Origin of the sequence: Marinilactibacillus sp. Marseille-P9653 (assembly GCF_916618885.1) — a bacterium.
GTDB lineage: Bacteria > Bacillota > Bacilli > Lactobacillales > Carnobacteriaceae_A > Marinilactibacillus.
The window spans coordinates 713,709-739,106 of the sequence record NZ_CAKAKH010000001.1 but is presented as its reverse complement, the minus strand read 5'-3'; the positions used below and the strand labels follow the sequence as shown (position 1 = coordinate 739,106).

The window sequence follows — 25,398 nt, the reverse complement described above, 5'->3', positions numbered from 1 at the left end:
TTATTCCCCCTTTCCTTTTAATTTGTACTGGTCCTGCAACTTCTTCATTCGAGTGTTGTGTTTAACCTTTTCGTCTGATGGATCCCAACCACGTATCTGCATAATTTGACTAAACATAGTATCTTTAGGCAATCCACTCAGTAATGCCTTAAATTTGAACCAGTGAAGTTTCCCTTGTTCTTCTATCAGATCAATGTGGTAAGTCTGCATAAAAGCGGCATAAATGTAATCCGCATCTTCTTTGTAAGAATATTCAGCACCTGACTCATATTCTTTTGGTGGAATCGGCATAGGATTGCCAGCACGGTCATATACGGTTTGTTCTTTCATTTGGACGTAGATATCAAGAATACGTTCCATATATTCTTGTCTTTCGCTAAAAGGTTTATCCGATAAATCATTGCCAATAAGAGCTTTTAAAATCGTATTGACCTTGGCCACCGGTGAATATCCGTTTTCTTCTAGAAGGTCGATGATTCTTAAAATAACATCGAATGATGCATTTACTTCAAAGATTATTCCGTCGATAATTACTTGATCTTGTTGCTTGAAATGTAAAAGCATGCGATCACCTAACCATTAATATATTTTTCGAGATCCTTAGCACCTTCGAAGTCGTCCAATTCTTTTCTGATATGAATAACAATAGCGACGTAATATTGAAGAATGATCATGCATGAAGGGTTAATTGCATATACCTTCTTAAATGAGCCATCTCCTAGTACGCTATCAAAGCATCTCTCGACTAACTCTTTTGTTGAATCTAAATCCGCTTTTTCTTCATCAATGCTGTCGTACAGTTTCTTTATAACTTCATCTTGTTTGTAGATGTTGTCGATTGAATCATCTGACTTGTCGAACTCTAGAGTTAGTTGTGTTTCTCCGTTATCGTCTTTAAAGTTAAACGGAATTGAATTCTTTTGAATCGAAATGTCAAAAGCCATATTGTCACTCTCCTAAATTTTTATAAGTAAAAAAGAGGAGTGGATGATCACCCCTCTAGTCATTAAGCTTGTGGTCCACCAGTTTCTTCTTCAGCCTCCGAATCGTTGTCCGGAGAGTCATCAGGGCGTATCTTCTTTTGCGATTTCATCAAAAGCGATACGGCATCCGAACGCTTCAAATTCTGCAGCGTTACCGGAACCTGCAACGATTCCAGATAAAGTAGCTAACCCTGTCACGCTTGCAGTTCCATCTGCGGAAATGATACGGTGCCAAACCTTACGGCCATCACCTAATAATCGTTTCTTGCTAGCAACTAAAGCTTGCGCTGGATCTTTAGGGTCGTAAGTTCCTGTAACGTCATATGCTTCTTTGAACATGGTAACTTCATCTTTCTCAGTTCCGTCACCAGCGTAATCAGCATAAGCATCTACTGTTTCATCGGATCCGTCTTCGATATCCGTGATCCATTTTTCAAGTGCTAAGAAGTCGCCATCAGTCGGTACTTCTTTCATATTTTCTAAATCAACATCAGCAATAAGATGCTGACGGAGGGCATTTTTATTTCTAGCCATTTTTCATAATCCTCTCTATTTATAAATTGTGAGTGTTGGTTGAAAATCTAATCGGAAGTAGATGTAGCCATCAGTCGATCCCTCGCTGAAGTACAATTCATTTCCAACAGAGATTTTATTGAAATCAAAAGAACCGTCTTCACTCTTCAAGTCCTTCAACTCGATTAAATCATCAGTTAAAAGGGTAAGAGCATCAACGGTTTTTTGTCTACTTTCGGGTTTTACTTTGGCTTGAATCTCAAAGTTCAGTCTTTTATCGACTGTGCCATCGTAATATTCTTGAATGATGTTTCCTCCAGGTAATCGAGACAGTGATAGTGATTCATCTTCACTGTTTGTATCAAAAAACAAAGGTAAGTCGAGTTCAAGATTATCGATGTGATCTGCAATAACCGCTTCAAAATCTATAGCCCTAACCCCCTAACATATTCTTGTTCTATTTCTTGCATGTGATTCCCTGCAGTTACCAAGTCCCAACGTTTCCCGGTTCCTGGTGTCGTATAGTTTTTAAATGTAACAATACCGTTTGTTCCATAAAATTGAGCTTTTCCGTAAGGTAGTCCGCTCCATTGAATCGTTTCATGGTCTGTAACTTTACCAGCTGACCTCAAACCACCACCCCTTAAAGGCACATACGGTTGCGATCTTTGCAAAAACTTCCCTGTAGCTCTACGATTCGCATTTTTGAGGTTCTTATCCGCAAACATCTTTTCAATTGCTGCAAGATCCTGAGTGATAAGCATTAGAGCACACCCAATTCGAAGATTGACGATTGAGAAGAGAAAGGATCTTTATGTTTATTTGCATCAGCCAGCACATATTCTTGACCATCAATTATCACTTGAGACTGTTCTTCAAATTCTAAGAAAGGTTCGGTATGTTGTTGATAGCAAAAGATACGAGCATTCGATTTAACAGCTGACTCTTGGCTATCTCTGTAATACCTCTTCTTCCTTTCAATCTTCACGAACTTAACGTGCACTGGTTCGTCATATTCATTCACATGACTTCTGTTTTTACCTTTGAATCTCTTATAGAAAAATGAGTCATTAAGCATATTTTTAGGAACCATACTGGATGCCTCCTCTATATAGCAATCCTGTCCCACGCAGTAAATTAACTGCATCTTGGGATAATGCTGCATCTCTTCTATTACTTTCAGTCGAGTTAGAAGAACGATTGTAAGACACTGTTGTGTCGCCTATTCTTACGCTGTCAGGTTTATCGTTCATCTTCTCAGAAGACGTTGTGTCCATGTCAATGTAAAACTGAATCTGAACAACCATCGCCATTTTGAACTGTTCGGTAATATAATCATTTTTAAAAGGATTGGTTCTAAAGTAAAAGCGAGTAGCTGTATCTAACTCAGCCCTCGCTCTTAATTCTAGAAATTTGAAATCTTTCGGCGCCTCAGTACCAGTCAACTCTTTAAATTCTTCTTTTGTGATGTATTCCATCATGATCACTCTTTACTTTTGGGTTTGTCGACTCTTTCCAGAAACTCGCCATCGTAGCCATCATCTTTTAACTTTTTGGCAATTTCTTCTGAACGTTTCACTGTCATTTCGACTGTGTCGCCGGGAACCAAGTCTTCTTTCAGTTCAAGGTCTTTGTAAGCTTGCAGTACTTTAAATTCAGCCATCATTATCCTCCTTATGCAGTTGGTCCATCGGTTTGTTGTTCTCCATCATCTTGATTACCTTCAGCATTTTCTTGAATCACATTCATGTTTTGAACGTTCATTGTTTGTACTGAGTTTGTACCAGCTGTTGCATTTTCATCTTCAGGTCCAGCAATATCAATCTTGACCATACCATCTAAACGTTCAGGGAAGATTAGTATTCCTGATAAAGCAACCGTTTGTACAGACAAGATTTCTAACGTTGGTCCGTGAGCGATTCCAATATAACCAAATTCATCTGTATACATATTGAATTCTTTAAACGCATCTGAATCCGCTGAAATATGAGCAACTTGTAAATTTTCAGATGCAGTAGCATATACCGTTCCTTGTGGAATTGTATTGTTAAGCATAACAACTGTCCCTGTAACATCAGTATAGTAACGTAAGCCAAATTGAGTTTCTAAAGTAATTTCTTTATTAGCAATCTCTTTTGCAACATCCATTGGGTTAACGAAAGCTACAGTAGTAATCACATCATCTTCAAACAGCACTTCCAAAGCTCCCCATGCAGAAGCTAAAGCCCCTTGTAACGTACCAGCGTTCAAATTCACTTGATCAGTACCATGTGTTTTGATCGTGTCAAACAGATAATCACGAATCCCTTTTTGTATTTCTCGAATCATAGCACCATCTGTTTTGTTGATTGCTTCATCACGGCCGAAACGCTGAATAGCTTCAACTGTTGTCACTTTACGATATTTATCCAGAGTGATTTCTTTTGTATCCGCTACTTGAGGGATTACTTTAGAAAGAGGGATCAATTCCCCTTCACCAACTTTACCGTCAGCAAGCTCAACCACTGGAGCTTTATACAATTTCAATGTAAAGCCTTCTTGTACTTCGATGTGACGAGTAATCCCTAACGCTTCAATGAACTTTTTGAAGTTTTCTCCAAATCGATAGCTATAATCAATAGATTTTGCATCTAAGTTATTAAAGTTAGCTTGCTTTTGAGTATTTGGCTCAGGATAGTTTTCTGATCTCTCAGCAAAGAACTGCAGTTGCATTTTCATTAATTTATTTTTATTCATTGTCATTTTCCTCTCTATTGTCTAAACAAGTGAGCATTCTCACTGATTAGTTGTTGTCGTTTACCCGCATCCGGCTCTTTCATAATGTCTTCTTTCGTCATTGCTCCACTTTCTACAGTAGAGTTACCTTGCGACCACTTACCAGGCTTTTTAGGTTCTTCTTTGACTCCCTCAAACAAAAAGGGATGTTTTTCTTTCAATACATCCACATGTTTATCAAAATCAATCAAGTTACCCTCTTCATCCAGTTGTAAGTTACGCAATTTGTCAGAAACGAAGTCTTCATCGGCAGTATTTAAGCCTTTCACTGATAGAGCGATTTTATTTACTCGTCGTTCTTCAGCTAATTCAGCTTCTTTACTTTCTTTGAGTTCTTTGTTTTCTTTCTGCAGCTGTTCGATTTTATCATTCAAGCCCTCACTGTCAGTTGGTTTCTTTTTCAATTCCTCCAACTGTTGCTCATGCTGAGCGATACGATCATCCAGTTGCTTTTTCTCTTTACCTGCATCTTCTAGGCTTTCTTTCAGCGGATTCACTGTCTTCCCATGTTCTTTCATGATTTGACTGATCACATCTGATTCCAAACCTAAATTCTCTAAATAACTTCTTTCCATTTTCCATTCTCCTTTACGTTTTTGATTACGGTTAACGACACCGATCAAGGATTGCCTATGTAACGTCAAGGCTCACGATAGACAGTTTAAGATGTCTTATCTAGGACATGAAAAAAGCCATCAGCATAAGCTAATGACCTAATAAAGTATTCAAATTATTAATAAACTTAATTCTATAACCTTCTAAAGCAAGATATATCTCGTCAATCGGATTATAAAGTCTGTTTGTTTTGTCCTTTGAAGCATTTAACCCATGCCATACATGACGACAATTGCCGTCAGATCCTCGGTGGCCACCAGGTTGTTCATACCTATGTTCTTCATCCCAAATATTTGGATAAACTAGATTTTCAGGACTAGCGTCCGTGCGAGGTACAATACAAATCGTTCCGCTGGCTTGTAGATGAGCACAAGCTGGACGAGGTTTTACAAACTTATGAACCTTAACCAACTCGACACCGTTAAATCGCAACTTCTCGAAGAAACGATTATACGTATTGATGTAAATTTTCTTCTCAATCTGTGCCGCAACTCGCTTCAAAGACCAAACAACGCCGTCAGATTGAATAAACCCACTCGTCAGTCCTTTTTCAAGACTCGCCAAGGTGATTGACCCAAACACTTCAAAGAGTTCTTGTTCGTCTTTTTTTGGCTCTCCAGCGACTTGCTCAATAACTTGTAAATACAATTCTTCGCTAGTTGATGGTAGAGCACGAGTTATGTCTCGATTCAAATATTCAACTGCTTCTTGAGCTATTGATGGATCGTACTCAACCTCAATACCGAATTCCTCAAGCAGATGCAGTCTGACAAGCTCATACGCCCTTTCAGCTTGTGTCTTAACACTTCTTTGTATTGCATTCTTATTTATCGCTAGCAAATCAATGACGTTCTCTGTTAATTGATCTACCTGGTTCAGCCTATCCGCTTTCCAAGTCACGACGGTTTCACCTTTAATAGGTTCTAGATAATTAACAATCAACTGAATAATCGTCCATTCAATATTAAAGTACCGTTCTGCTATCATGTCTCAATCTCCAATTCAGCCTGCGCTATTGCTTGACGACGATTCACAACTTCTTGTCTTCCTGCGGCAGAGATCTCTTGCATCCATTCTTCTGCTTCGTCATCAGATAACTTATAAATACGTTTAATGGTCTCTTTCTTAGGTACTAGGCCATCTTTGAAACCTTGCGACCAATAGGCATAAAGTGATTGACTATCCGTAAAGACACCATCATTAAAGTCGATAGAGATATCCATGCGATCAAGTCGTTCACCCTCTTCTTCATCAGTCATAGTAACCACTTCGTAAACAGCAACAATAAGATCTCTTAGTGCATCTTCAACGATAGATAGATGACTGGATCTTGTTTGATAGGTCTCGCTGTTCTCACTAACTACTTGAGTAGCAGTTTTCATTCCTTGTTGAGTAAAAGTAAATGTACCAGGAGAGAGCCCTACTTGCATGCTCAAGATATCTAGCATCGACTGAATAGACTTTGTAACGTCTTCTACTCTCAAATCGATGGTTAGATCTTTTACTTGCATTTCGTCCATTTCTTGTGAGTTCATAGCTAAAAATAACTCTTCTGAATCATCAAAGTAAATATACGGCCGGCCATTCTCATCATGAGCTGTTTTTACAAGATGCTCCGGAACAGCTACTCGTCTTTTACCTAGCCTAAATTCTGTATACCAAAAGTCATACATCACATCAAGCATCTGCATAGTATCATAAGCCACGTCAAACATTGAAAGCCCTAATGGACTAGTGATACTCTTGTTATTTGCTTCGTTAGGCTTCATATAAATAAATAGTGGCGTTTCACGATTGAAGAATGTAACTTTCTCCATGTCATCGAACGCTTCTTTTAAATTCGTCTTCTCTCCAATAGTACCAAACTCTTTAGATCTATACAGCTCATTTTTAATTCGGTAGTTGAATTTGCCATATTCACCCCACTCATGCCACTTTAAGAGAGTATAGACATATTCTCCCTTTCTAAACTGATTCGCGATGACAGCTTCATCTACTTGTTCTGTGTCGCTACTGATTGGGAAGAATGCATCTGCAGTTGCATAAGCAATCTTCGGTTGATCGCCATCCAAGTAAATTTCTAGCGCAACTCCACCCATCGCAAACATGTACTCTAGGTAGCGCTGCAACTCACGAATGAATTTGTTAGAAGTGAATACATCTTGGACTCTTTCCCACTGTTGTTTCTTATCGGAGTCCTTAGCAAGCGAGATGTTAACTCCTTCGTTCATTACGAGTCTGGCCATCTTTTTAGCGAGCACTTTAGGCATATTTAATGTCTTTTGCCGTCTCTCAACAATTTTCTGATTCGTATTGAGATATCTGAGATCGTGCCATTCTCTAACATATCCTTGATAAAGTCGTTTGTTGAACTCTATTGTGCCATATTCGTTTTCGTCTACATTAATCTGCTTGTGATCTTCGATTCTTTTTAAATCTTTGACTAGTCCCAACTTCTTCATCACTCCTTTCGTGAAGTTTTTTATTTGTCGCCACATGGCTTCACCACCTTTCAGTGATTTAATTATTGTTTCAGTCTCAATCGTCTCAAGTTATCCGTAACAAAATACTGGAACATATCCGGTGCATGGTCATCTTCTTTGATAACTTTAGGACTATCACTATGCATGGTGGATGCATCCCATTCATATTTCTTACATTGTTCAATGAAAATCTTGTTACCTGGTACGTCGAGTACAAAAAAACGACCCTGAGCTAAAAGGTCGTGAGTGTAATCAATCATAATGTGTTTTTCTTTCTTACCTACCCCATGCCACATGATGCCGTAATCTAAGCGATACTGATTTCTAAAACCACCCTCAGCACTATCAATCGTTCTCTTATAAACACTGTAGCCTTTACTTTTAACGAAGTCGTGAACGTCTTTAGATAATTCACTTGGTGCTTTCTTCTTCACTCTTCCTTCAGGACTGTAGTACCAAGTGTCTAAAAGAATGACGTTTCCTTTTGCTGTAATTCCAAAGCAACCAGCGATTGTTGCACTTGTTTGATGCCCAACGTCTAAACTGTAAGCTACGTCGACGACTGGATCATCACTAGGCAGCTCTTTTATCATGTTAAACAGCGACATGTTATAGACATTAGTACCAAGACCAACAGCTTCACCTAAATAAATATAGCGGTAATAATCATAATCGTTAGTTTTAATAAGCTCGATATCTTCAAGCATTTGATCAGTAACGAAGCCTAATTCATCATCCAAATAGGTAGATACATGGACTAAGTAATTTGGCTTGTTCAGCATCTGGTCAGCCCACTCATTTATCCAATGGTACGGATTTCTAGGTGGGTTATAGGACCAAAAGAATTGAACATATGGTGCTAAAACATGTTTTTGCCGCATAAACGTGATATTCGATTGATCAAACTCTTCTTTACTCTTAAATTCTGCAGCCTCTTCATACCAAACAGCTATAATATCTTCAATATCATTCGATTTAAGCTTTTGGAAATCATCCTGACCGTAGAAATAGAAGGTAGATCCGGTTCGCTTATGAGTGATTTTAAAAGGTGACACTGTTGTGCTAAATTTATTCATCATACCAAATAGCTTTAAAGCCCATTGAATCTTGTTAAAAACCGAATCACGAATCGTGTTACCAACCTTACGAACAATCACGACATTTGCTTTCTGACCCTTTAGAATATAAGCTATCATCATAAATACGAGTTTCAAAGCAATAACTGAAGACTTAAAGGAGTTCCGGCCACCTTTTAAAATATTGTAAGGTTTTTTAGACTGCCAGACCTCTTTAAAGTGGGGATTGATATTTTCTTGGACTTTGAACACGATCTTGCGTTTTTGTTTAAGCATCCGAATCAGTCCATTCATCCACGATAACAATCTCCTCTATGTCATCACCATGATCTTCTTTAATTCGATCAGCTTCTGCTTTCGTCTTGTCGATTTGATGCTTCATCAGCTCTAGTTTCTGTCTTCTCTCGTCTGCTTCATCAGTCATAGACACAAACCGCTTAATAAGATTCGAAAGTGTACTAAGCGCTCTAGATTGAGCGGATAAGAAGGTAGCTTGTTTATCCCAAGCATATTGATATTCGTACTTATCTGAACCAGCTTCACCGAATCCGTATTGTGTTTGTTCTTTAGTCGTGTCATCCTGGTCAACAACAAACATAATCTTCTGAGAACGCAAAATAGCCGTATACTGGAACATGATTGAGTCCCAAAGCATATCGGCTTCTGTTCTATCTTGTAACGTCTCCATAATTTCCTGCGTTTCTTGTGGTAACCACTTAGCGAAGAGACCATGAGTGACTGCGTTCTTATTGCCAGGTGGAGCTTTACCTCCAGAATTACCTTTAGCGTTCTTATTACCGCGCATTGAATCGTAACGCTCCTTTTCAATCGGAGCGTTCCTTTTCGTTTCTTCATCCCAATTATCTTCTGATTTCCACTTTCTAACAGTTGATGGAGATGCGTCTATTTCGTTGGCAATATCCTTAAGTTTCTTTTCTTTATTGGATTCTATCCATAGTCGATACGCTTGATCACGTTTCGGATTTCTCTTTCTAGGCACATCTCCACCACCTCCAAATAATCTGTGTTTGTTTTGTAATCCTATGTACAAAAAAGACCCTGTTAGGAGTCTTTTATTTCATATAGTCTAGCATCCGCTGCTCTTAGTGGCATATTATTAGAAGCTTCGCTAACTATATAATACAGTCCTTTAGCAGGTATACTAACACCGTCGCTATCATTTATATATTTATCCTCAATCATTTCATACTCTTCGTCAATTAAAAATTTTTTGTGATTCTCTTCATCTACTATAAAAGCCTTGAAATGTTTACTCATATTTGAAGTAACAACATCCCCGGATTTTGCTTGAAACTCTTGAAAAACTCTATTGCCTATTCTAATAATCAAATTACCACTCCCTTTCTTTTGATTATACAAAAAAGCACCTACGATTGTAAGTGCTTTACGTATATACCGAAAGTCTCAACTCGTTTCCGCAAGTAAGACTAACTAAAATAAAGGAGGTATCGCAAATGCCTGTGCTATTTAAAGCACACTATCATAATAACAGCTATATCCTCTTATTCCCTTTCATGTTTCTGTCAGTTCTCGCTCATAATTCTCCCAAAAGTCTCCCAAAATAATTCAAAGATAATAACTCAGCAATTCGCCACCTTCGTATGCTTCTGCCAGTTCCAACTGCGCCTTCTCTAACTCACGGTAAAACGTACTTTCACTCATGGCTAGCTCTGTATAAATCTTTACGTCTGATAACTCTACCTTATTCATGTACTTTAAGTATAAAAGCTGTCTATTATAGCTATTCAATTTATTTATGGCTTCTACTATTTTATTCAGCTCTTGCTGAGCGACTATTTTACGAGTAACGGCATCCCCAATCGTGTCAGGATTCGTACCTGTATATGATTTGGGCTCAAATGAGTAAGTAGCTGTCATTTTAGGAGTGAACTCTTTATCAGCCATTCTAAGTAATCGTCTATAAAGCTTCATCAACTCATCCGCGTTGTCTTTGGTTATCTCTTTGTTGATCCCCATAAATAACTCCAGCATAGTAATCTCCCCTTTATCAGATAAAAAAAGAGGCACCGAATAAACTCGTAATGAGTCTACTCAGTGCCTCCGGTTCTCGGTCAGCATATTAAAATAAATGTTTTTCAACATTTTCTACTAAAGTAATTTTACCATCATTGCTTTTGATCTTCAATTCCATAAAGTCCGTCAACTGTACTAATTTCACTTTCCCATCAGATACTAGCACCACACAATTATCTAACGGCTTGCCAGTTATCTGATCCGTAGCTATATCAAGTCTTTCTATTTCCATAGCATCCCTTTTCTTTCTGCATTTCTTCCGTTTGTAGTCTGATTCTTATATTCTCGTTATTGGTCCGCATGATCTCATTAATCGTTTTTGCGTTCTTCAACTTGTTATCTAAGCTGAATTGCTTACACACCTCTACTGTGAAATAAATCAGAACACCGAAGATGTACAGGATAACCCCTGCCATAATTAAATTAAACAAACTCATTTTAACCCTTCTTTCTTTTCATATACTTTAACTGCATTTTCAGCAAATCTCACTTGCTGAAGAATATACGGATCATCCGCTTTGTGGCCATCTCCTGAAAGCCAATCAGATATTCGCTTGTCGATATCTGTAGCTACTTTCAATGATATTTCGTTAGGCAATTTATCTAGCGCTTTGCTTATTCGTTCAGCGTAAGTCATCTTTTGACCTCGATTCTCCCGGTAATATAAACAGATGCTGCTGCAATCAAATTCAAGAAGGCAATGACATAATTACCCAATGCCACGCTTACCATGACACCGAACACGTTTAAGAGTGCGATTTTTTTATATCGTTCATTCATGGTCTTTCACCTCAATCGCCATATGCTTAATATCAGGGAAGTGATTATCTAGTTCTTCTTGCGTATATTTGTGGTGCTGATGTTTATCTGCCGACCATTTCGTTTGGATGTTATCCCCAATTCCGCAATAGTAGACTTGATCCGATTTCTGATACGGAACAGGCATAAGATAGCGTGTTTCTTTCTCGACTTCGTAGCCGTTTAGCCAAGCTTTAGCAAATGAATCAAAATTATTATCAGCCCAATTATCTACATCTAAATTCACAAGGCCTTCTGAGATTTCTTGAGCCACCCATAATAAGCTGAAATCTTCTTTGTGTTCTTCTATCCAATCAGCCACAAACTGAGGGACAACCACTTTCTCCCCAACCACCAACTTCCCGCTAACAAACTCATCCTTCACCTGCTCTAAATCCATTCCGCTTACTCCTTTGATTTGTTGTTCCAATTCTGAAAGGCGAATGTTATCAGCTATCATTTCCGCAGCATCTTCAACTCTTAACCCATAACTTACAGTACCACCATGCACAACTAACTTTCGAATGTTTGAAGATAATTGTTCAGAACTTATAGGCAACGTTTCAGCTAATTTATTCAGTGCTTGTTCTTCTGTTATTTCCGGTTCGTCTAATTGATCAACTATTTCGATAGCTAGTTCTAAAGCGCCGTTGAAAACTCTTCTAAAATCAGCAGCTTTATTATTGTCGAAAATATGTTCCAGCATTGTGCCTACCATCATTTCTCCTTTTAAATCATTGATCACTTCTTGCTTATTCATTCCAATCCCTCCAAAATACTCAAATAACCTCTATCGGTCGACACCTGGTACTTAGCTAAATCATCTTGATTAACTGATTTCTTACCGCTAGTCTCTTTCATGTGTATCCAGTCCTTATAAGGCACTGCATAGAAATGCTTCATCTTGAAACTGATTAGAACGAATGCTACAGCTCCTAAGTGGTCGTGTAGTCTTAAATCTCGCTCTTGCTCCTCGATAATGCGTTTAAACGGTATGTTTGTACCTTCTGTGTGTTTCGCTTCAAATACGACTGATTTACCACTTTTAAGCGTACCAGTAAAATCTGGTTGAGCTTTCTTTTCGTAATGCGCTCTAAAGTGACCTTTGACTTTATCAAGTACAGCGATTACCTTCATAGGCTCTGGTGTCTTTTGAATATATGCTACGCCCATTTTTGAGTAATAGGCGCAGGTCATTTCAATTAATCTTTCAAAGTTCTCTCCGTTACGTTTGGCCAGTAATGCGCTATGGCTTTTAGTTCTCTGCATTTGGTGCTCCTTCCTAAAAAATAATGATATCTCCGGTTACATCTTTTCTAGCGCCATCTACTGGCTCATAAGTGTCTTGATCGTTGTTATACAGCAATACTTCTGCATTAGGGTCTAATTTTTCAAGTTGCTTAATCAATTCTTCTACTAACATTCACCTGCTCCTTTCTATTCCCAATAACTAATTTCATCAGAGAAAACTTCTTCTGGGTCTTCATCGGGATGTTCAGCTAACATATCTTTGATATTCTCGTCTGTATAACCAGCAAACCTAAGACGTTGTTCGTTGGTCCATCCCTTGATTTTCTCGGTATAATCGATTTCGAATTCTCTTTGCTTATCTCTCATGACTGCCCATAAAGCATTGTAGTCTGCTTGGTTTAATTTACTGACATTTGTTTTTGCTAATAAATTTACGATGACAGAATAATTGTCATTTAAGTTTTCAATCAGCGCTTGTCCTTCTTCAACTGACATCTCAATTCTCAATTCTGTTTTGTCATAAGATTTAACGATGACTTGCATTTTTTGATCACTCATCAACTTGCTCCTTCCATCAATTTATCAATTACATTTAAATTAAATCCTGATTCGATAAATTTAATCGTTGCCTTGCTATCAACGCCATTCCCCAAATAAGTGTAGATTGAATCGAATTCTTCTTTAGTGAATGAAGTTCCCAGATAATCATTACAAATATTTCTAAGTTTCTTTTGGACTGGATTGCTAACCCCTGTATGACACCCTCTAGAAAGCCATTCAATAACTTTGCGTTGTAAATCCAATTTACTTTCGACATCTTTGAGTCTGAAATAAATATTGTTTCTAGGTATTACAATCAATTCAAGATTGTAATTTATAAAAATATCTGGTGAATGTTTAGCCGCTATCTTCATGAATTCTTGCGCTACTTCTGCGTTCATTGGTTTGCTCCTTCCAGATACTCCATTAGGTCAATTTGTCCGTTTGGCTTAAAGTTCATCCAAAGTACTTCTTTTGCGATCTTTTTATTTTGGTTATTGATGCCCACTCTTGTTTCAAAGTAAATCTTTTGCCAGTCTTTAAGTGAATCACTATAAATCTCACTTTCGTAACCACTCAAGATAACGGGTCCTTCATGTCGCTTTAAAGAATCAATTAAACGAAAGTGTTCTCTCTCATCCATTTCATTCGAGTAATGGTTAGATGATCTCGTAGTATTTAAATATGGTGGATCAGCATAGATAAGCGTATCTTTATCGTTCATTTCTTCAATCAAATCAATTGCATCTTTATGTTCGATTTGAGCATCTTTCAATCGTTCTGCTGCATCTAATATAATGTTAGGTATATTTGACCAGTCGTAAGTGTTGTACGGCCCATTCCAAGAAATGTTTCTTCTCCACCCAACCATTGCGTTAGTCTTTCCTCCGATTGCGAACCAACACCTAACTAACATTCTTCTTGCATCTTCTAAATCATTAGCAGATATATTTCCAGAAAGTTGATACTCTTCTCTGGAGTAAGGCGTCATCTGGATTAAATAACTCAACTCCTGAGGTTTCTCTCTTGTCTGTTTAAACAGATTAACTATACGTCCATCTATATCATTGATCGTTTCTAAAATGTCTTTTGGTTTATTAAAGAAAACAGCTCCACTACCAAAATAAGGTTCTAAATAAGATTTGTGTTCAGGGAACTGTTTTATGATTAGGTCAGCCATACGCCACTTGCTACCTGGATAATTTAGTATTCGTCTCATATATCATTCACCTACTCCAATAAATCCGCATAACGGTAAGCCATATCCAAAACCTCTTTCATAGCGTCAACATCTTTCTCCGCACGTTCTCTAGCACTATTCGACAAAGCTGGCTGAGTCAATAGCTTTTCGTAGTCCTCGATAAACTTCTCGGTTCGTTCAATCGATTGTTGCTTAGTATCTATTTCTAAATTGACTTGAGACATGTTTATCCCTCCTGTTTGGCTTTACCTCTGTTTCTAATTCTTTCTAGTCTTTCAGCAAACTCTTTCTGCTTCTCTTCGTCTATTTCTTCACCCTTGTTCTCTTCATCAGCCCATGCAGGCATCGTTTCGGTTCGACCTGTCGGTTTAGTAGAATACTGGTTCTTATTCTTCTGATCTCTTTGAAGCTGGTAGGCATCTACTTGCTCCAGATTAGTCACGTTGTTTTCAGCCCATTCTTTTAGAACAGCCTTTAAGAAGTTAATAGCATTGTTCTTAGGAACGTCTTTACTACCAGCTAATCGAATAGATGCCGATACTAACACTTCTCCATGTTTGTCAATCAGATCGTAAAGATCTTCTTTCTGGAATTGATTAGGGAATAACCACAATGTTTCAAAATCTCTTAAAGCCGTAAATTTTTGGGAAGGAGAATCTTCGCTACCACCTGTAGTAGTTACTTTACTTTCCTGTCCTTTACTATCCTGTACTATACTTTGTGTACTTCCGTTGTCATTAACCGGGGTTTCTTCCTCCGATAACTCGGTTTCTTCCACCTTTACTACGTCATTAACTAAGTTAACGTGACTAGAAATGTTTTTATCGCCTACAATACAGTACGTTTTTTCAAGTTCCACATTCTTCCTTTTTTCAGTAGCCTTCATGTATCTCTTTTGAATACCGGAAGACGTTAGTATCTTATACGTGTCGAACATTCTCTTATTGAATAGCTCTACTTCAACACCTTTGCTGATCACTTTAGCGACCTGCTCTTCTGTAATACCCAATTCATCTGCTATGAAGAAGTAAAAGTCGTCATCAACTAGGATAAAGTACCCTTCATCTCTGTAAATATTGGATAAAACACTAATTAATATCCCTATTGCACCTTCACCGCACCCTCTTAGAATCTTTCTGATTTTTATATCAGATAAGAAATCGACGTCAAAAGGGAAATAGTCAATGCCCGTTTTTCTTGGTCTTGCCATGCTTTACACTCCTCTAGCTACATATACTGGTGTACCAGTTAATGCCTGAATCTCCTTTTTAAATCTTCTTTCATCTGAGTTATTATCTGATAGATGTAAGAGCCATGTTTCTTCTAATAGACTCACATCATTTGATTTTATGAACGTTTTGACGTTCTCGAGTTCAAAGTGACTCTTTATAACTCTTCGTTTTAAAAACGCTCCAACGGTCTCATTTCGAACATTTTCATTTAGAATATCTACCGAATAATTACATTCGATCATCATGTGCGTTATACCAGGGAATTTGTATTTGATATAGTACGTATCTGTAGCGAACAAGATTTTCTTATTACTTGGTGTTTGGATAAAGAACCCTAAAGGCTCATTTACATCGTGCTGAACATCAAATGGTAAAATAGTCCATTCACCTATCTTCTGTTGCTGTAATGCAGTCAACGGTTTAACTCTATGGTTGGGTAAATTTAAAACCTCTTGCGTTCCCTTACTTGTATAAACGTCTACTCCTGTTTGTTTCAACAAAGCCTGTGCATGCTTTGAATGGTCACCATGTTCATGAGTGATAAGGCAGCCAACAACCGACTGCCATTCAACATCACGCATTCTCTTTAAATTAATACCGGCTTCTAGCATTAAAGAACTCTCTCCATCAGAAATCATATAAGAGTTACCAGAACTACTTGATCCGTATACTTTGATTTTCATGATTAAAAGTCCGGCATAACGTCTTCAAGGTTTTCAAACATAGCCCCTTGCTCTTCAATAACTTCAGAAACAGGTTCAGCTGATTTTCTAATAGTTTGTTGATTATCAGTACTAGTTGTCTGATCAGAAAAATCAATGATTTGTTGATTTGCATTGTCATCAATTTCTTTTTGAACGTCATCGATAGGTTCAGCTGTCTTTATTCCATCTTGTTGTGCTTCTTCTTCCGTATACATAGCTCCTAGATTATCCGGAAAAGCTTCTCTCATAGCGTTAACTATGGCTGTTTTTCGAATCATATTGAGTGGCATAGTATTCCAAGTAGATTGACCTTTAGAAAACTCTTGAAAGGCGATTTTCACGCTTACTGGTCTCTCTCTATCTTTCCTATATATTTTGGCCCAGCCACCTAGTATTTTGTCATTCGACAATTTAATTGCACCCTCTATTTCAACGAGACCATTTTCACGTTCAACGATAATTCCAGCTTGGAATCCATCGTATTGAGGATGAGATTCTGCGCGTTTCATGAATGCTTCTTTTGATACGATGATTTGAGCATCTTTAGTTCCAAATTTAACTAGATAAGCTTCTTTTAAAAATGGATTTAATTTTTGATATTTGCAGAGATTAATGAACATTACTAACTCTTGATCGGATACGGCTCCGTTACCACTAGTTAAAAAACTTTTGACCATAGTTCCGGTCAACTTGACTTCTTCACCATTCACTTCAAATACTGTTGGTTTTTCTAATAGTTCGTTTACCATGTTTATGCCACTCCTTCAATTTTTAATTCGTTTTGTCCTTCAACTACGACTAGTTGGATTGTTTGCGCTTCTGTATCAATTATTTTAGTAATTGATTCGCTGTTATCGATGAAAATTGGAGCGCTCACGCCTTTTAATCGACTCAAGGAGTTAATGATGTCTAACCCTGCATTGATTCGTGCAGCACTGTTTAATCCGTTAGAGAAAGGTATGCCATTTACCAGCGGTTCACATACCTCTTTCAGTCCACCGTTTATCTGATCTTCAAATAATTTAAACTCAACAAAATCAAATAGTTTATTAATGCGCCCAGTCAGCATAGCGACTTTTGTTCTTACAAATTCTTCAAGTAGGTACAGCTGGTTCTCTAATTCGCCGTAACGAGCCGATAAAGTTTTTTCTTCTTCAATCAACTCTTGTTTACGCTGTTCTTGTTTATCAACTTGTTTGAATTGGTACAGCTTATCTTGTAATGCTTCCTTATCTTCCTTAAGCTTTTTCAATCTATGTTCTTTCTCTTTTAATTGTTCATCTGCCGATTCTTCTGTCTTTTTGATATCAAGTTTGATTTTATCGATTTGAGCATTGATAGATCCATATACAGAAGAATCTTCAAAAGGATCTGCTTGATGTTTAATCTCTTCAATTTGTTTTTTGATATCTTCATGCTGACCTTTCAACTTATCACGTTGTCTAGTTAATCTTTCAAGAAGAGAACGATCTAATAGCTTTTCTTGCTTGTCTTCAATCGATTTAGCATAGCTTTCTTTCTTCTTAGTTAGTTCTTTGCCAGTTAAGTTGATATCTTCTAGTCGCTTAGCTTTATTTATATTGAATTGTTCTTTCTCTCTATCATAGTTCCCCTTGATCTCAACTTGTTTCTCTTCCGGGTAGTCTTGACCACACACTGAGCAAGATTGTTTGTGTTCATCAAATTCAGGATATATTTCTGCATGTACTTTCTTGAATTCTTCTCTTAAGTCATTTTGTTCAGCTTCGATATCTTTAATTTCAGACTCAAAAGTTTCTACTTCTTTCTGCAAGTTCTCCGTGATACTTTCTTCATCCTTCAAATCGTTGTTAGCTTCCATTGCAGCATCAAATAATTCTGTTCTCTGATTTTGAAGATCTTCAATTGATTCATTCTGCTTTATTTGGTAATTACTTCTTGCTGTCTGTAGTTCAGCTTCTTTTGTTTGAAGCTTTGATTTGAGATTCGTAAGACGACTGCCATTAGAGAATGAAGCTAACTCTTCTTCTACCTCAGTTATAGTATGTGAAACGATTAATAGTTCTTTTCCTATTTCTTCTTTATCTAATTTGCTTAAATCCGGAAGAGATCTATCAACTTCATCAATACGATCTGGAATACGGTCTAAATCTTTGTTCACATTACGTTTTTCTTCTGTAATCAACTGACGTACATCATCAACTAGACGACCATTTAAAAGGTTATTTAGAGGTATTAGTTCATTTTTGCTATCAATGACCTCTTGATCAGATACTTCTTCAACTAGTGAGAATAGTAAGCTTCGGCGGTCTTTTGCCTTCATAACTTCAGCGATGAAATAAACGTTCGTAAGCTGCTTGAATGTTTCTTCTGGAATGACCTCTTCAATCTTTTTCATATATTTCGTTTTAGTTGTCTTAATTCCATCGATACGGTAAATCGTTTCGTGACCTTCAAATGATTTGCTATCCGATCCACGTTTACGGGTCCATTTTTCACTGACCATTCTAGAAAGAACTAACTCAGAGCCATCGATATCTAGTGTTGCTTCCACTTCTGTTTCTAAGTGATTGATCTCTTTATTTCTCTTATCCAGTGGCTTCCAAGCAAAAGCAGATGAATCATGGCTGTCTTTTCCAAATAGTACCCAAGAAAATGCATCATAGATTGAAGATTTACCAGTACCATTCTCTCCTTCTATTTTTTGATTCTTTCCACTTGGAGTAAATTCAAACTCCTTAAACCCTTTGAAATTCCGTATTTTCATAGATGATAATTCGATTCTTTGCATATAAATCGCTCCTTTTATTTGTTATAATATGATTAAGTTATTTTTCTTAGGCACCTTTGCAGAGGTGTCTTTTTTTATGCATACCAGTCATTCCCTTTAAATTCTTCCCATGATTCTCTAAAGCTTTTGATCAAGTAATACAATAGTAGTCCGATAGGAATGATTAATATTTCTCCTCCCCATGTAGGTGGATTTCCCATCGAAATACGCCTTTCAACTTCTGACTTGTGAACTTCAATCGTTAAGATGAACAGCGCAAGTAGTCCTGCTAATTTGATCAAGTTTCTATCTACATAACTTCTGAACCTTTCTAACAATGTTTTAGCACCTCTTTTCTCTACTTCTTGAGATAACGTTTTGATACCCATAGCGGTCTCCTTTGCTTAATTGCCTGCATTAAACTCATATCCAATAGATCCAATAATGAAATGACGTATCTTAACTCGATGAAGATCTCATCTAAAAAGTTCATTGCGTAATTCCACAGCGCTTCTTTATCCTCTTTATCTAGATTTTCTTTATTTTTAGAAACGGCTATTAGCGCAGCTTGTTTGTAACTCTTTCTTTCTGTTGCTTCAATTCCATGGATAACTTCCATACTCAATACGTTGTCTTGGAATACATCACTATTCATTGATGGAAACTGTCCGAACCCCATGTTTGCAAAGTCTTGAGAGAGTAAGCTATCGTTCATTGCTTCTGCAATATCTGCCATCGCATCAATTGGTGCTGGTTCTGTATTTGCGTAGCCGTTAATAGTAGAGTTTGCTCTGTTCGTTTTCTTAGCTAGCTGTGACTGCTTCATACCTTTTCTACTTATTGCTGTTTTAATTTGAGTGTTAATCACCATTGATTTCATTGTTATTAAATTCCTCCAAGTATTTATTGATAAAATAGAATTGCCCTTTGCCTGTTACTTTAGTTGTGATTTTGATCTCACTACCTTCAGAACGTTGAATGGTTCTTTCTGTTGTCTTGAACAATCCCAAGTCCATCGCTTTCTGAGTAGGTGTGTTTTTCCGACTTCCACTTTTAATTAGATAACCATCTTTTCTAAGTCTTTCGAATAATCGATTCTGGCCAATGTTCATACCGTTTTGTTTTAAGAATCTAGCAAGGTCCCTTACCAGAATCGTATCTCCAGATGCCGTAACACTATCTGCGAATGCTGCTTTAGGTTTCATTTCATCATTCTCCAATGCTAGTTGCTTGGTTCTTTCTTGCTCTACTATCCATTTCTCAGCTCTTTTAACTGGATCATCTATCATGTAAGAATCCCAATTAGTCATTTCCATTTCATTAAAACGCTGGACATACTTCGCTGTGAAAATGGTACCGTTTCGACCAGTTAATTTATTTGCAACCATTTCGCATCCTTGTTTGCTTAATAGATAGCAAGGTCTTGGTTGATTATTTTGATCAAAATAAGATGATTCTAAAAAGAATGAGCCGGAGTGAATTTCCCCTTCGGCTAAATAGCCTATAATTCTACGAATATATTTCAGTAGTTCCGAATGCTTCCGATCAATCATTTCTGCAACTTCTCTAGATTCAATAGTTTGCGTTGTAGTCATTGAAATCATAGTTTCCATTTAATTTTTTCCTTTCTATATACGTTCAGCAGCAGCAACATTAATCTGATGATCTAGTTTGTATTGAGCATCAATTACTAGATTGTCAATTTGATCATCGGAAGCAAACTTGATGATTTTTTCCAAATTTGGTGAGACTTCTAAAATAAATTCAATTTTTTCTTTCTGTTCCATATTCAGCAACTCCTTTCTAAATTTTGTATTTGATTATAAATTCATCTAAATCTTTGCGATCGTATAAAACTATCTGATCTCTAGTGAATCTTTTCAATCCATATTTGATAACCCATCGATCTAAGGTTGCTCTTGAAACTCCACAATAGACGACTGCTTCCGGAATCCTTAAATACCTTTGACGCTGTTTGTTCCGTTCTTCATTTTTGGCTATGCTAATTTCCACGAGAGCTAAAACTCTCTCTGTTAACTCCTCTTCTGTCTCCTTGCTTAAAATTGACATTGCAATTCCTCCTTAATTCCGTATTTATAGTTCTACATTACGTAGAATTCCACGGTATAATGAATTTAAGAACTAATATTACACACTACGTGACTCTCTGTTGTAAAAAAAATACTCCACTCTACGTTAAGTTTGCGACCCAATTCGATTGCTCTTTGTGGACTAGGCGTTCTTTCGCCTAATTCGTACATAGCGTAGGTAGTTCTAGGTAAGCCTAGAGTCTGTGCCATTTCTTCCTGAGTTAAATTACTTTTTTCTCTAATCTCTTTGAGCCAGATTCTATTTTTCATATAATCACCTCGCTTTCATTATGTCACGTATCGTGTAATTAAACTATAATACACACTACGTGACTTGTCAACCTATAATGTCACTTTTTGTAGAATATATTCAATTTTCTTTAAATGTCACGAATTGTGTAGTATTCTATCTAAGAGAAAACCGATAGGAGCAACTTATATGTTAGGTCATAGATTGAAAGAAAAAAGGAAAGAAAAGTCTTTAACTCAAAAGGAAGTAGCGGATAAGTTAGGCATTGGAAGAACCACATACGCTATGTATGAGTCTGAAAACCGTGATCCTGACACTGACACTCTGCAAAGGATGGCTGATTTTTTTGAAGTATCTACCGATTACCTTTTAGGCAGAGATGCTCCTGAATGGGCTTCTTCTAATGATGTTGTAGCGTTAGACGATTTTTTAGACAATCACGCTAATATGTCTTATGGCGGAGAGAACCTTACAGAAGAAGAAAGACAACGAGTGAAAGATATTATTACTGGGCTTTTTTGGGAGAAAGCTAAGAAACGTAAAGAAGGTGGTGGTAATGACCGAACAGACTGAACACATGAAAGATTTGTTAATGCAACTGAGAGATGAATATTCAACTGTGAATCCGATCTATCTAATTGAAGAACTAGGTATCGAAGTACAATATGTTGATTTTTTGGAATATCCAAATGGTTTATATCAAAAGGTTTTTGACGATAAGGTTATCTTAATATCAGAAAAAATTGAAACTAGTAATAAACGCTATTTTGTACTGGCTCATGAACTTCATCATGCTCTAGAACATGAGGACATTGTTAGTTACTATACTCAAAATAGCAAGAATCGTAGCAAGATAGAACATGAAGCCGATTTATTCGCTACCATAGTTTGTTTAAACCTTTTTATTGAAGAATACGGAGTAGAGTCCATGACTAAACAAGACTTAGAGAATTTATACGGCTTACCGATGGAGTTGTCGGAAAAATACTTATGAGGAGAATAAAAATGTTTGAAGCTAAGTTTGGAAGAATACTCAAAACTAAAGTGACTTATGATGGAGAACGCTTAACTATTGATAAAAAATCGATTCCTTTAGACGACATACAATGTATCTACAGAAGACCTTTCAGTCTTATGAATAATCAATTTGCTTCAATATACATAAGTACTGATGGAAAAAACATAGACAAACCTGATCCTTTTAATTTCAAATATATTGAACATACAAAGAAACAAGCTACCTATATTGATGACTTACTTAATCTGTTAGATAAAAATGTTATTAATCAAGACAATACGAATCCGATTAAAAGGCTATCTAAATTACAAGAATATGCTGAAGAAGTATTAGGCGATAATCATGAGCGCTTAATTCTTGAAGTTTTAAACGATACCGATCCGTATAATTCATTAAAAGTTATTACTTTTCACCATGACGATAAGGGTAATGCATTAGTTGAGTCCAGTACAGCAGAAGGTTTTAAATCACAATATTCGATCGTGGAAACAGTAGTCACAAATTCAATTGATACTGAAAAAAAGAAAAAGTGGCTAGGTAGAGCAATCGTTGGAAATATGATTTTGCCTGGTGCTGGCGCAATCGTTGGAGCAATGACAGCTAAAGAGAAAGAGATTATAAAAAAAGACAATTCAACTGCTATGATTGTGCTCAGGAAAATAGAGGATCAAAGCATCAGACGTATAGTAGTTAAAGTGAATCAGAAGAACGAGCGTTTAATTAAGTATTTACCTACAGTCGAACAAAAAGACGTTCCTACTCCTCTAATTGTTGCTGAAAAATCTAATATAGATTTGTTGAAAGAATACAAGGAATTGTTGGATCTAGAGATAATTAGTAAAGATGAGTTTGATGCTAAGAAGAAAGAATTACTAAACTAATTTCCAGAGGAATGATTTAATGCATTTAATGATTAATACACCAAACTTGAATATAGATGACTTGATTTTCTCTAAGGTGACAACAACTAATGATAATCCCTACTTTACAAATGGCTCAATTATTGCAATTGATACTAATGTTAAACCGGATTTTTGGAGTACTATTCAAAATGGAGATTTCGTTACGATTGAATCCAATGGACTCACTGCTGAAAAAGAAATGACTGTTCAAGTAACTAAAAAAGAGAACACTCTCCTACTCAAGTCGACTTCTTCGTATTTTGATTTTGAAACAGAGCTGAGTATTACTAATTTAGATAGTATAAAAGTTGTTGGAAAAGTCGTTTTTAGCTTTAAATCTTTCAATGATGATGTAGATTTGAAGATTCATAATTGAACTTGGATATCTTAGTCTAGGAATGTCTTTACTCAGTAAAAAACATACCTCCCCGTTCGCCAAGGAATGACTGATAAAATAATAGAATATTTTAATTAATTAGCAGATATTTTTAGCTAATCGGTAGAAATTCTTCGCTAATCAGTAGAATTGTTAGATAAAAGTCTATTATAAAAGGAAAATTTATATTAGCTAATCGGTAGAAATTTAATATAATCAGTAGAATACTATAGATGAGGATACTAAAATGACACCTATAAGAAAACGTCAATTAAGTAACGAAGGCAAGCATTTAGAATATAAAACAGCAAAAAATGCACTTCCAAAAGATTTTTGGGAAACTTATTCCTCTTTCGCTAATACAGAAGGTGGATTAGTCGTTCTCGGTGTAGCCGAGCCTAAAAAAGGAGAATTTGAAGTAGTCGGTATTAATAGCGAGGCTAAAATTCTATCAGATCTATTTAATAGCTTAAACAATAAGCAGAAAGTGAATTTCAATTGTATATCAGAAAAAGATGTACAGGTTAGAGTCATAGATGAGAAAAAGGTTATTGAGATCAAAGTGCCTGAAGCTCCTCAAAGTAAGAAACCTATATATCTAAATGGAAACATTAAAAAGACATACATTAGAGAGTATGAAGGAGATCGTCACGCTTCCGAAGATGAACTAAAGTATATGATTCGAAATTCTAAAGACAATTTAGATAGCGAACTGCTTGATAACTATGATATTACTGATCTTAACTCATCATCCGTTGAAAGTTATAGAAGAATGTTAATAGGACAAGATGAAAATTCAAAATATCATCAAATGTCACAAGAAGATATTTTAATTGAAATAGGAGCGTATAAAAAGGATAGAACATCATCAAAAGGAAAATACAAATTATCTTTAGGCGGATTACTTTTCTTTGGAAATTATCAGTCTATAACTGAATTAGTTCCGCACTTTCATTTAGATTATCAATATAAAACTAGTTCCAATGAACGGTGGATAGATAGAGTTGCTACAGGAGATCCTTCTTATACAAATCTGAATATCTTTGAATTTTTTAGAATAGTCCTAGATAAACTAAAAATAACTCTTGCGGACGAATTTAAATTAGATGAAAATTTGTCTAGATCAAGAGTGACTACTGATTTTGAAATTGCTTTAAGAGAAAGCTTGGCCAATGCGTTAATACATGCTGATTACTATTTTGAAGAACCAATTAAGGTTGAAGCGTATAGAGGTTATTATATTTTTTCTAATCCAGGAAATATGAGAATTTCAGTTGAAGAATTTTTAAGAGGCGGAGATTCGAAACCTAGAAATAACACAATAGTTACTCTTTTCAGAAGAGTTGGCCTTTGTGAAAGAGCAGGTTCTGGAGGGCCTAAAATATTTCAAGCAGCAGAAAGAAATAAATTGAAATTACCTGATGTGAAAAATGAAGCTCACAAAACAATCATAAAGTTGTGGAAAATTGATATCGTCGATTCACATCCAGAGTTAAACGATAATGAGAAGAAAATATTACGTTATATACTAAAAAGCATATCTTCTGTATCAAGTTCAGAAATCAGAGATAATTTAAAAATAACCAAATATTATTTTGATCAAGCAATAAAGAATTTGATAGACAAAAAAATAATTGTTCAAGAAGGAAAAGGACGTTCTACCAAATACGCATTGAACCAATCAACTTCGGAATACTTGGCTCAATTGCAACATGCTTATAAACAACTCGAAGAGTTTTATATAAACAATTAAATAAACGCACCTCCTTTTTTATACTAAATTTTCA

42 protein-coding genes are annotated in these 25,398 nt (G+C 36.4%); 5 read left to right on the top strand and 37 right to left on the bottom strand.

Translation table 11 applies throughout. The annotated features are described in order from the left end of the window. From LG377_RS03760 to LG377_RS03580, 37 genes are all read right to left on the bottom strand, one after another. Complete coding sequence (locus LG377_RS03760; protein ID WP_225743373.1) at positions 1-564, bottom strand: Gp15 family bacteriophage protein; 564 nt, start codon at positions 562-564, stop codon at positions 1-3. A gap of 8 nt (positions 565-572) precedes the next feature. Further along, positions 573-944, bottom strand: a complete 372-nt coding sequence (locus tag LG377_RS03755; RefSeq protein ID WP_225743372.1) for a hypothetical protein — start codon at positions 942-944, stop codon at positions 573-575. Between the two features lie 120 nt (positions 945-1,064). After that, a complete protein-coding gene (locus LG377_RS03750) occupies positions 1,065-1,517 on the bottom strand; it encodes a phage tail tube protein (RefSeq protein WP_225743371.1) in 453 nt (150 codons plus the stop codon). A 15-nt stretch (positions 1,518-1,532) separates the two neighbouring features. After that, positions 1,533-1,868 carry a capsid protein gene (locus LG377_RS03745; protein WP_225743370.1) on the bottom strand — a complete coding sequence of 112 codons (336 nt, stop codon included), beginning with the start codon at positions 1,866-1,868 and terminating at the stop codon, positions 1,533-1,535. Between the two features lie 53 nt (positions 1,869-1,921). Beyond that, on the bottom strand, positions 1,922-2,260 hold the full coding sequence (locus LG377_RS03740) for a minor capsid protein (RefSeq protein ID WP_225743369.1): 339 nt from the start codon (positions 2,258-2,260) through the stop codon (positions 1,922-1,924). Next, on the bottom strand, positions 2,260-2,589 hold the full coding sequence (locus LG377_RS03735) for a putative minor capsid protein (protein WP_225743368.1): 330 nt from the start codon (positions 2,587-2,589) through the stop codon (positions 2,260-2,262). Before LG377_RS03735 ends, LG377_RS03740 begins: the two co-directional genes overlap by 1 nt. Further along, on the bottom strand, positions 2,579-2,974 hold the full coding sequence (locus tag LG377_RS03730; protein WP_225743367.1) for a hypothetical protein: 396 nt from the start codon (positions 2,972-2,974) through the stop codon (positions 2,579-2,581). Before LG377_RS03730 ends, LG377_RS03735 begins: the two co-directional genes overlap by 11 nt. Positions 2,975-2,979: 5 nt before the next feature. Beyond that, positions 2,980-3,159 carry a hypothetical protein gene (locus LG377_RS03725; RefSeq protein WP_225743366.1) on the bottom strand — a complete coding sequence of 60 codons (180 nt, stop codon included), beginning with the start codon at positions 3,157-3,159 and terminating at the stop codon, positions 2,980-2,982. A gap of 11 nt (positions 3,160-3,170) precedes the next feature. After that, a complete protein-coding gene (locus LG377_RS03720; protein WP_225743365.1) occupies positions 3,171-4,232 on the bottom strand; it encodes a phage capsid protein in 1,062 nt (353 codons plus the stop codon). Positions 4,233-4,246: 14 nt separating this feature from the next. Then, positions 4,247-4,846: a phage scaffolding protein gene (locus LG377_RS03715; RefSeq protein ID WP_225743364.1), complete on the bottom strand. Its 600-nt coding sequence runs from the start codon at positions 4,844-4,846 to the stop codon at positions 4,247-4,249. Between the two features lie 130 nt (positions 4,847-4,976). Further along, positions 4,977-5,873: a phage minor capsid protein gene (locus tag LG377_RS03710; protein WP_225743363.1), complete on the bottom strand. Its 897-nt coding sequence runs from the start codon at positions 5,871-5,873 to the stop codon at positions 4,977-4,979. Beyond that, positions 5,870-7,348 carry a phage portal protein gene (locus tag LG377_RS03705; protein ID WP_225743362.1) on the bottom strand — a complete coding sequence of 493 codons (1,479 nt, stop codon included), beginning with the start codon at positions 7,346-7,348 and terminating at the stop codon, positions 5,870-5,872. The genes LG377_RS03710 and LG377_RS03705 overlap by 4 nt, the downstream gene beginning before the upstream one ends. 62 nt (positions 7,349-7,410) lie before the next feature. After that, entirely contained in the window at positions 7,411-8,739 is a 1,329-nt protein-coding gene (locus LG377_RS03700) for a PBSX family phage terminase large subunit (RefSeq protein WP_225743361.1), read from the bottom strand. Further along, positions 8,714-9,445 (bottom strand): phage terminase small subunit, encoded by a 732-nt coding sequence (terS, locus tag LG377_RS03695; protein WP_225743360.1) that lies wholly within the window; start codon positions 9,443-9,445, stop codon positions 8,714-8,716. Before terS ends, LG377_RS03700 begins: the two co-directional genes overlap by 26 nt. Before the next feature lie 62 nt (positions 9,446-9,507). Next, complete coding sequence (locus LG377_RS03690) at positions 9,508-9,825, bottom strand: hypothetical protein (protein ID WP_225743359.1); 318 nt, start codon at positions 9,823-9,825, stop codon at positions 9,508-9,510. Between the two features lie 207 nt (positions 9,826-10,032). Continuing rightward, positions 10,033-10,458 (bottom strand): ArpU family phage packaging/lysis transcriptional regulator, encoded by a 426-nt coding sequence (locus LG377_RS03685; RefSeq protein WP_225743358.1) that lies wholly within the window; start codon positions 10,456-10,458, stop codon positions 10,033-10,035. An 88-nt stretch (positions 10,459-10,546) separates the two neighbouring features. Further along, a complete protein-coding gene (locus tag LG377_RS03680) occupies positions 10,547-10,732 on the bottom strand; it encodes an XtrA/YqaO family protein (RefSeq protein ID WP_225743357.1) in 186 nt (61 codons plus the stop codon). Next, a complete protein-coding gene (locus tag LG377_RS03675) occupies positions 10,713-10,937 on the bottom strand; it encodes a hypothetical protein (RefSeq protein ID WP_225743356.1) in 225 nt (74 codons plus the stop codon). Before LG377_RS03675 ends, LG377_RS03680 begins: the two co-directional genes overlap by 20 nt. Next, on the bottom strand, positions 10,934-11,137 hold the full coding sequence (locus tag LG377_RS03670) for a DUF6877 family protein (RefSeq protein WP_225743355.1): 204 nt from the start codon (positions 11,135-11,137) through the stop codon (positions 10,934-10,936). Before LG377_RS03670 ends, LG377_RS03675 begins: the two co-directional genes overlap by 4 nt. Further along, positions 11,134-11,280, bottom strand: a complete 147-nt coding sequence (locus tag LG377_RS03665) for a hypothetical protein (protein WP_225743354.1) — start codon at positions 11,278-11,280, stop codon at positions 11,134-11,136. The genes LG377_RS03670 and LG377_RS03665 overlap by 4 nt, the downstream gene beginning before the upstream one ends. After that, entirely contained in the window at positions 11,273-12,058 is a 786-nt protein-coding gene (locus LG377_RS03660; RefSeq protein WP_225743353.1) for a DUF1642 domain-containing protein, read from the bottom strand. The genes LG377_RS03665 and LG377_RS03660 overlap by 8 nt, the downstream gene beginning before the upstream one ends. Then, a complete protein-coding gene (locus LG377_RS03655) occupies positions 12,055-12,567 on the bottom strand; it encodes a Holliday junction resolvase RecU (protein WP_225743352.1) in 513 nt (170 codons plus the stop codon). The genes LG377_RS03660 and LG377_RS03655 overlap by 4 nt, the downstream gene beginning before the upstream one ends. Positions 12,568-12,580: 13 nt before the next feature. Next, on the bottom strand, positions 12,581-12,721 hold the full coding sequence (locus LG377_RS03650) for a hypothetical protein (protein WP_225743351.1): 141 nt from the start codon (positions 12,719-12,721) through the stop codon (positions 12,581-12,583). Between the two features lie 14 nt (positions 12,722-12,735). After that, entirely contained in the window at positions 12,736-13,107 is a 372-nt protein-coding gene (locus LG377_RS03645; protein ID WP_225743350.1) for a hypothetical protein, read from the bottom strand. After that, complete coding sequence (locus tag LG377_RS03640; protein WP_225743349.1) at positions 13,107-13,490, bottom strand: hypothetical protein; 384 nt, start codon at positions 13,488-13,490, stop codon at positions 13,107-13,109. Before LG377_RS03640 ends, LG377_RS03645 begins: the two co-directional genes overlap by 1 nt. Then, positions 13,487-14,308 (bottom strand): DNA adenine methylase, encoded by an 822-nt coding sequence (locus LG377_RS03635; protein WP_225743348.1) that lies wholly within the window; start codon positions 14,306-14,308, stop codon positions 13,487-13,489. The genes LG377_RS03640 and LG377_RS03635 overlap by 4 nt, the downstream gene beginning before the upstream one ends. 11 nt (positions 14,309-14,319) lie before the next feature. Then, on the bottom strand, positions 14,320-14,514 hold the full coding sequence (locus tag LG377_RS03630) for a hypothetical protein (protein ID WP_225743347.1): 195 nt from the start codon (positions 14,512-14,514) through the stop codon (positions 14,320-14,322). A gap of 2 nt (positions 14,515-14,516) precedes the next feature. Then, positions 14,517-15,500: a Lin1244/Lin1753 domain-containing protein gene (locus tag LG377_RS03625; RefSeq protein ID WP_225743346.1), complete on the bottom strand. Its 984-nt coding sequence runs from the start codon at positions 15,498-15,500 to the stop codon at positions 14,517-14,519. Positions 15,501-15,503: 3 nt separating this feature from the next. Continuing rightward, positions 15,504-16,205, bottom strand: coding sequence for an MBL fold metallo-hydrolase (locus tag LG377_RS03620; RefSeq protein WP_225743345.1), 702 nt, complete (start codon positions 16,203-16,205; stop codon positions 15,504-15,506). 2 nt (positions 16,206-16,207) lie between these two features. Beyond that, the gene (gene bet / locus LG377_RS03615) at positions 16,208-16,975 is read right to left on the bottom strand and encodes a phage recombination protein Bet (RefSeq protein ID WP_225743344.1); all 768 of its coding nucleotides are present in this window, start codon (positions 16,973-16,975) and stop codon (positions 16,208-16,210) included. A 2-nt stretch (positions 16,976-16,977) separates the two neighbouring features. Continuing rightward, positions 16,978-18,996 (bottom strand): AAA family ATPase, encoded by a 2,019-nt coding sequence (locus LG377_RS03610; protein ID WP_225743343.1) that lies wholly within the window; start codon positions 18,994-18,996, stop codon positions 16,978-16,980. Positions 18,997-19,070: 74 nt separating this feature from the next. Then, the gene (locus LG377_RS03605; RefSeq protein ID WP_225743342.1) at positions 19,071-19,364 is read right to left on the bottom strand and encodes a hypothetical protein; all 294 of its coding nucleotides are present in this window, start codon (positions 19,362-19,364) and stop codon (positions 19,071-19,073) included. Then, the gene (locus LG377_RS03600) at positions 19,334-19,855 is read right to left on the bottom strand and encodes a helix-turn-helix transcriptional regulator (RefSeq protein ID WP_225743341.1); all 522 of its coding nucleotides are present in this window, start codon (positions 19,853-19,855) and stop codon (positions 19,334-19,336) included. Before LG377_RS03600 ends, LG377_RS03605 begins: the two co-directional genes overlap by 31 nt. Next, complete coding sequence (locus tag LG377_RS03595) at positions 19,836-20,588, bottom strand: phage regulatory protein/antirepressor Ant (RefSeq protein ID WP_225743340.1); 753 nt, start codon at positions 20,586-20,588, stop codon at positions 19,836-19,838. Before LG377_RS03595 ends, LG377_RS03600 begins: the two co-directional genes overlap by 20 nt. 15 nt (positions 20,589-20,603) lie before the next feature. Continuing rightward, positions 20,604-20,762 (bottom strand): hypothetical protein, encoded by a 159-nt coding sequence (locus LG377_RS03590; protein ID WP_225743339.1) that lies wholly within the window; start codon positions 20,760-20,762, stop codon positions 20,604-20,606. A gap of 16 nt (positions 20,763-20,778) precedes the next feature. Beyond that, entirely contained in the window at positions 20,779-21,045 is a 267-nt protein-coding gene (locus LG377_RS03585; RefSeq protein WP_225743338.1) for an AlpA family transcriptional regulator, read from the bottom strand. A 65-nt stretch (positions 21,046-21,110) separates the two neighbouring features. Then, positions 21,111-21,335 carry a helix-turn-helix transcriptional regulator gene (locus LG377_RS03580; protein WP_225743337.1) on the bottom strand — a complete coding sequence of 75 codons (225 nt, stop codon included), beginning with the start codon at positions 21,333-21,335 and terminating at the stop codon, positions 21,111-21,113. Positions 21,336-21,504: 169 nt separating this feature from the next. Between LG377_RS03580 and LG377_RS03575 the strand changes: the two genes are divergently transcribed. From LG377_RS03575 to LG377_RS03555, 5 genes are all read left to right on the top strand, one after another. Beyond that, positions 21,505-21,888 carry a helix-turn-helix domain-containing protein gene (locus LG377_RS03575; protein WP_225743336.1) on the top strand — a complete coding sequence of 128 codons (384 nt, stop codon included), beginning with the start codon at positions 21,505-21,507 and terminating at the stop codon, positions 21,886-21,888. Beyond that, a complete protein-coding gene (locus tag LG377_RS03570; RefSeq protein ID WP_225743335.1) occupies positions 21,872-22,309 on the top strand; it encodes an ImmA/IrrE family metallo-endopeptidase in 438 nt (145 codons plus the stop codon). The genes LG377_RS03575 and LG377_RS03570 overlap by 17 nt, the downstream gene beginning before the upstream one ends. Positions 22,310-22,320: 11 nt before the next feature. Then, positions 22,321-23,214, top strand: a complete 894-nt coding sequence (locus tag LG377_RS03565) for an SHOCT domain-containing protein (protein ID WP_225743334.1) — start codon at positions 22,321-22,323, stop codon at positions 23,212-23,214. A gap of 19 nt (positions 23,215-23,233) precedes the next feature. Further along, positions 23,234-23,611, top strand: coding sequence for a S24 family peptidase (locus LG377_RS03560; RefSeq protein WP_225743333.1), 378 nt, complete (start codon positions 23,234-23,236; stop codon positions 23,609-23,611). 247 nt (positions 23,612-23,858) lie between these two features. After that, positions 23,859-25,364 (top strand): RNA-binding domain-containing protein, encoded by a 1,506-nt coding sequence (locus LG377_RS03555; RefSeq protein WP_225743332.1) that lies wholly within the window; start codon positions 23,859-23,861, stop codon positions 25,362-25,364. Positions 25,365-25,398: the final 34 nt, after the last annotated feature.

Excerpts from the sequence above, each read along its gene's own strand:
- LG377_RS03760 (WP_225743373.1), bottom strand. The coding sequence starts at position 564 with ATGCTTTTACATTTCAAGCAACAAGATCAAGTAATTATCGACGGAATA.
- LG377_RS03755 (WP_225743372.1), bottom strand. The coding sequence starts at position 944 with ATGGCTTTTGACATTTCGATTCAAAAGAATTCAATTCCGTTTAACTTT.
- LG377_RS03750 (WP_225743371.1), bottom strand. The coding sequence starts at position 1,517 with ATGGCTAGAAATAAAAATGCCCTCCGTCAGCATCTTATTGCTGATGTT.
- LG377_RS03740 (WP_225743369.1), bottom strand. The coding sequence starts at position 2,260 with ATGCTTATCACTCAGGATCTTGCAGCAATTGAAAAGATGTTTGCGGAT.
- LG377_RS03735 (WP_225743368.1), bottom strand. The coding sequence starts at position 2,589 with ATGGTTCCTAAAAATATGCTTAATGACTCATTTTTCTATAAGAGATTC.
- LG377_RS03730 (WP_225743367.1), bottom strand. The coding sequence starts at position 2,974 with ATGGAATACATCACAAAAGAAGAATTTAAAGAGTTGACTGGTACTGAG.
- LG377_RS03725 (WP_225743366.1), bottom strand. The coding sequence starts at position 3,159 with ATGGCTGAATTTAAAGTACTGCAAGCTTACAAAGACCTTGAACTGAAA.
- LG377_RS03720 (WP_225743365.1), bottom strand. The coding sequence starts at position 4,232 with ATGAATAAAAATAAATTAATGAAAATGCAACTGCAGTTCTTTGCTGAG.
- LG377_RS03715 (WP_225743364.1), bottom strand. The coding sequence starts at position 4,846 with ATGGAAAGAAGTTATTTAGAGAATTTAGGTTTGGAATCAGATGTGATC.
- LG377_RS03710 (WP_225743363.1), bottom strand. The coding sequence starts at position 5,873 with ATGATAGCAGAACGGTACTTTAATATTGAATGGACGATTATTCAGTTG.
- LG377_RS03705 (WP_225743362.1), bottom strand. The coding sequence starts at position 7,348 with ATGAAGAAGTTGGGACTAGTCAAAGATTTAAAAAGAATCGAAGATCAC.
- LG377_RS03700 (WP_225743361.1), bottom strand. The coding sequence starts at position 8,739 with ATGAATGGACTGATTCGGATGCTTAAACAAAAACGCAAGATCGTGTTC.
- LG377_RS03685 (WP_225743358.1), bottom strand. The coding sequence starts at position 10,458 with ATGCTGGAGTTATTTATGGGGATCAACAAAGAGATAACCAAAGACAAC.
- LG377_RS03680 (WP_225743357.1), bottom strand. The coding sequence starts at position 10,732 with ATGGAAATAGAAAGACTTGATATAGCTACGGATCAGATAACTGGCAAG.
- LG377_RS03675 (WP_225743356.1), bottom strand. The coding sequence starts at position 10,937 with ATGAGTTTGTTTAATTTAATTATGGCAGGGGTTATCCTGTACATCTTC.
- LG377_RS03670 (WP_225743355.1), bottom strand. The coding sequence starts at position 11,137 with ATGACTTACGCTGAACGAATAAGCAAAGCGCTAGATAAATTGCCTAAC.
- LG377_RS03665 (WP_225743354.1), bottom strand. The coding sequence starts at position 11,280 with ATGAATGAACGATATAAAAAAATCGCACTCTTAAACGTGTTCGGTGTC.
- LG377_RS03660 (WP_225743353.1), bottom strand. The coding sequence starts at position 12,058 with ATGAATAAGCAAGAAGTGATCAATGATTTAAAAGGAGAAATGATGGTA.
- LG377_RS03655 (WP_225743352.1), bottom strand. The coding sequence starts at position 12,567 with ATGCAGAGAACTAAAAGCCATAGCGCATTACTGGCCAAACGTAACGGA.
- LG377_RS03650 (WP_225743351.1), bottom strand. The coding sequence starts at position 12,721 with ATGTTAGTAGAAGAATTGATTAAGCAACTTGAAAAATTAGACCCTAAT.
- LG377_RS03645 (WP_225743350.1), bottom strand. The coding sequence starts at position 13,107 with ATGAGTGATCAAAAAATGCAAGTCATCGTTAAATCTTATGACAAAACA.
- LG377_RS03640 (WP_225743349.1), bottom strand. The coding sequence starts at position 13,490 with ATGAACGCAGAAGTAGCGCAAGAATTCATGAAGATAGCGGCTAAACAT.
- LG377_RS03635 (WP_225743348.1), bottom strand. The coding sequence starts at position 14,308 with ATGAGACGAATACTAAATTATCCAGGTAGCAAGTGGCGTATGGCTGAC.
- LG377_RS03630 (WP_225743347.1), bottom strand. The coding sequence starts at position 14,514 with ATGTCTCAAGTCAATTTAGAAATAGATACTAAGCAACAATCGATTGAA.
- LG377_RS03625 (WP_225743346.1), bottom strand. The coding sequence starts at position 15,500 with ATGGCAAGACCAAGAAAAACGGGCATTGACTATTTCCCTTTTGACGTC.
- LG377_RS03620 (WP_225743345.1), bottom strand. The coding sequence starts at position 16,205 with ATGAAAATCAAAGTATACGGATCAAGTAGTTCTGGTAACTCTTATATG.
- bet (WP_225743344.1), bottom strand. The coding sequence starts at position 16,975 with ATGGTAAACGAACTATTAGAAAAACCAACAGTATTTGAAGTGAATGGT.
- LG377_RS03610 (WP_225743343.1), bottom strand. The coding sequence starts at position 18,996 with ATGCAAAGAATCGAATTATCATCTATGAAAATACGGAATTTCAAAGGG.
- LG377_RS03605 (WP_225743342.1), bottom strand. The coding sequence starts at position 19,364 with ATGGGTATCAAAACGTTATCTCAAGAAGTAGAGAAAAGAGGTGCTAAA.
- LG377_RS03600 (WP_225743341.1), bottom strand. The coding sequence starts at position 19,855 with ATGAAATCAATGGTGATTAACACTCAAATTAAAACAGCAATAAGTAGA.
- LG377_RS03595 (WP_225743340.1), bottom strand. The coding sequence starts at position 20,588 with ATGGAAACTATGATTTCAATGACTACAACGCAAACTATTGAATCTAGA.
- LG377_RS03590 (WP_225743339.1), bottom strand. The coding sequence starts at position 20,762 with ATGGAACAGAAAGAAAAAATTGAATTTATTTTAGAAGTCTCACCAAAT.
- LG377_RS03585 (WP_225743338.1), bottom strand. The coding sequence starts at position 21,045 with ATGTCAATTTTAAGCAAGGAGACAGAAGAGGAGTTAACAGAGAGAGTT.
- LG377_RS03580 (WP_225743337.1), bottom strand. The coding sequence starts at position 21,335 with ATGAAAAATAGAATCTGGCTCAAAGAGATTAGAGAAAAAAGTAATTTA.
- LG377_RS03575 (WP_225743336.1), top strand. The coding sequence starts at position 21,505 with ATGTTAGGTCATAGATTGAAAGAAAAAAGGAAAGAAAAGTCTTTAACT.
- LG377_RS03570 (WP_225743335.1), top strand. The coding sequence starts at position 21,872 with ATGACCGAACAGACTGAACACATGAAAGATTTGTTAATGCAACTGAGA.
- LG377_RS03565 (WP_225743334.1), top strand. The coding sequence starts at position 22,321 with ATGTTTGAAGCTAAGTTTGGAAGAATACTCAAAACTAAAGTGACTTAT.
- LG377_RS03560 (WP_225743333.1), top strand. The coding sequence starts at position 23,234 with ATGCATTTAATGATTAATACACCAAACTTGAATATAGATGACTTGATT.
- LG377_RS03555 (WP_225743332.1), top strand. The coding sequence starts at position 23,859 with ATGACACCTATAAGAAAACGTCAATTAAGTAACGAAGGCAAGCATTTA.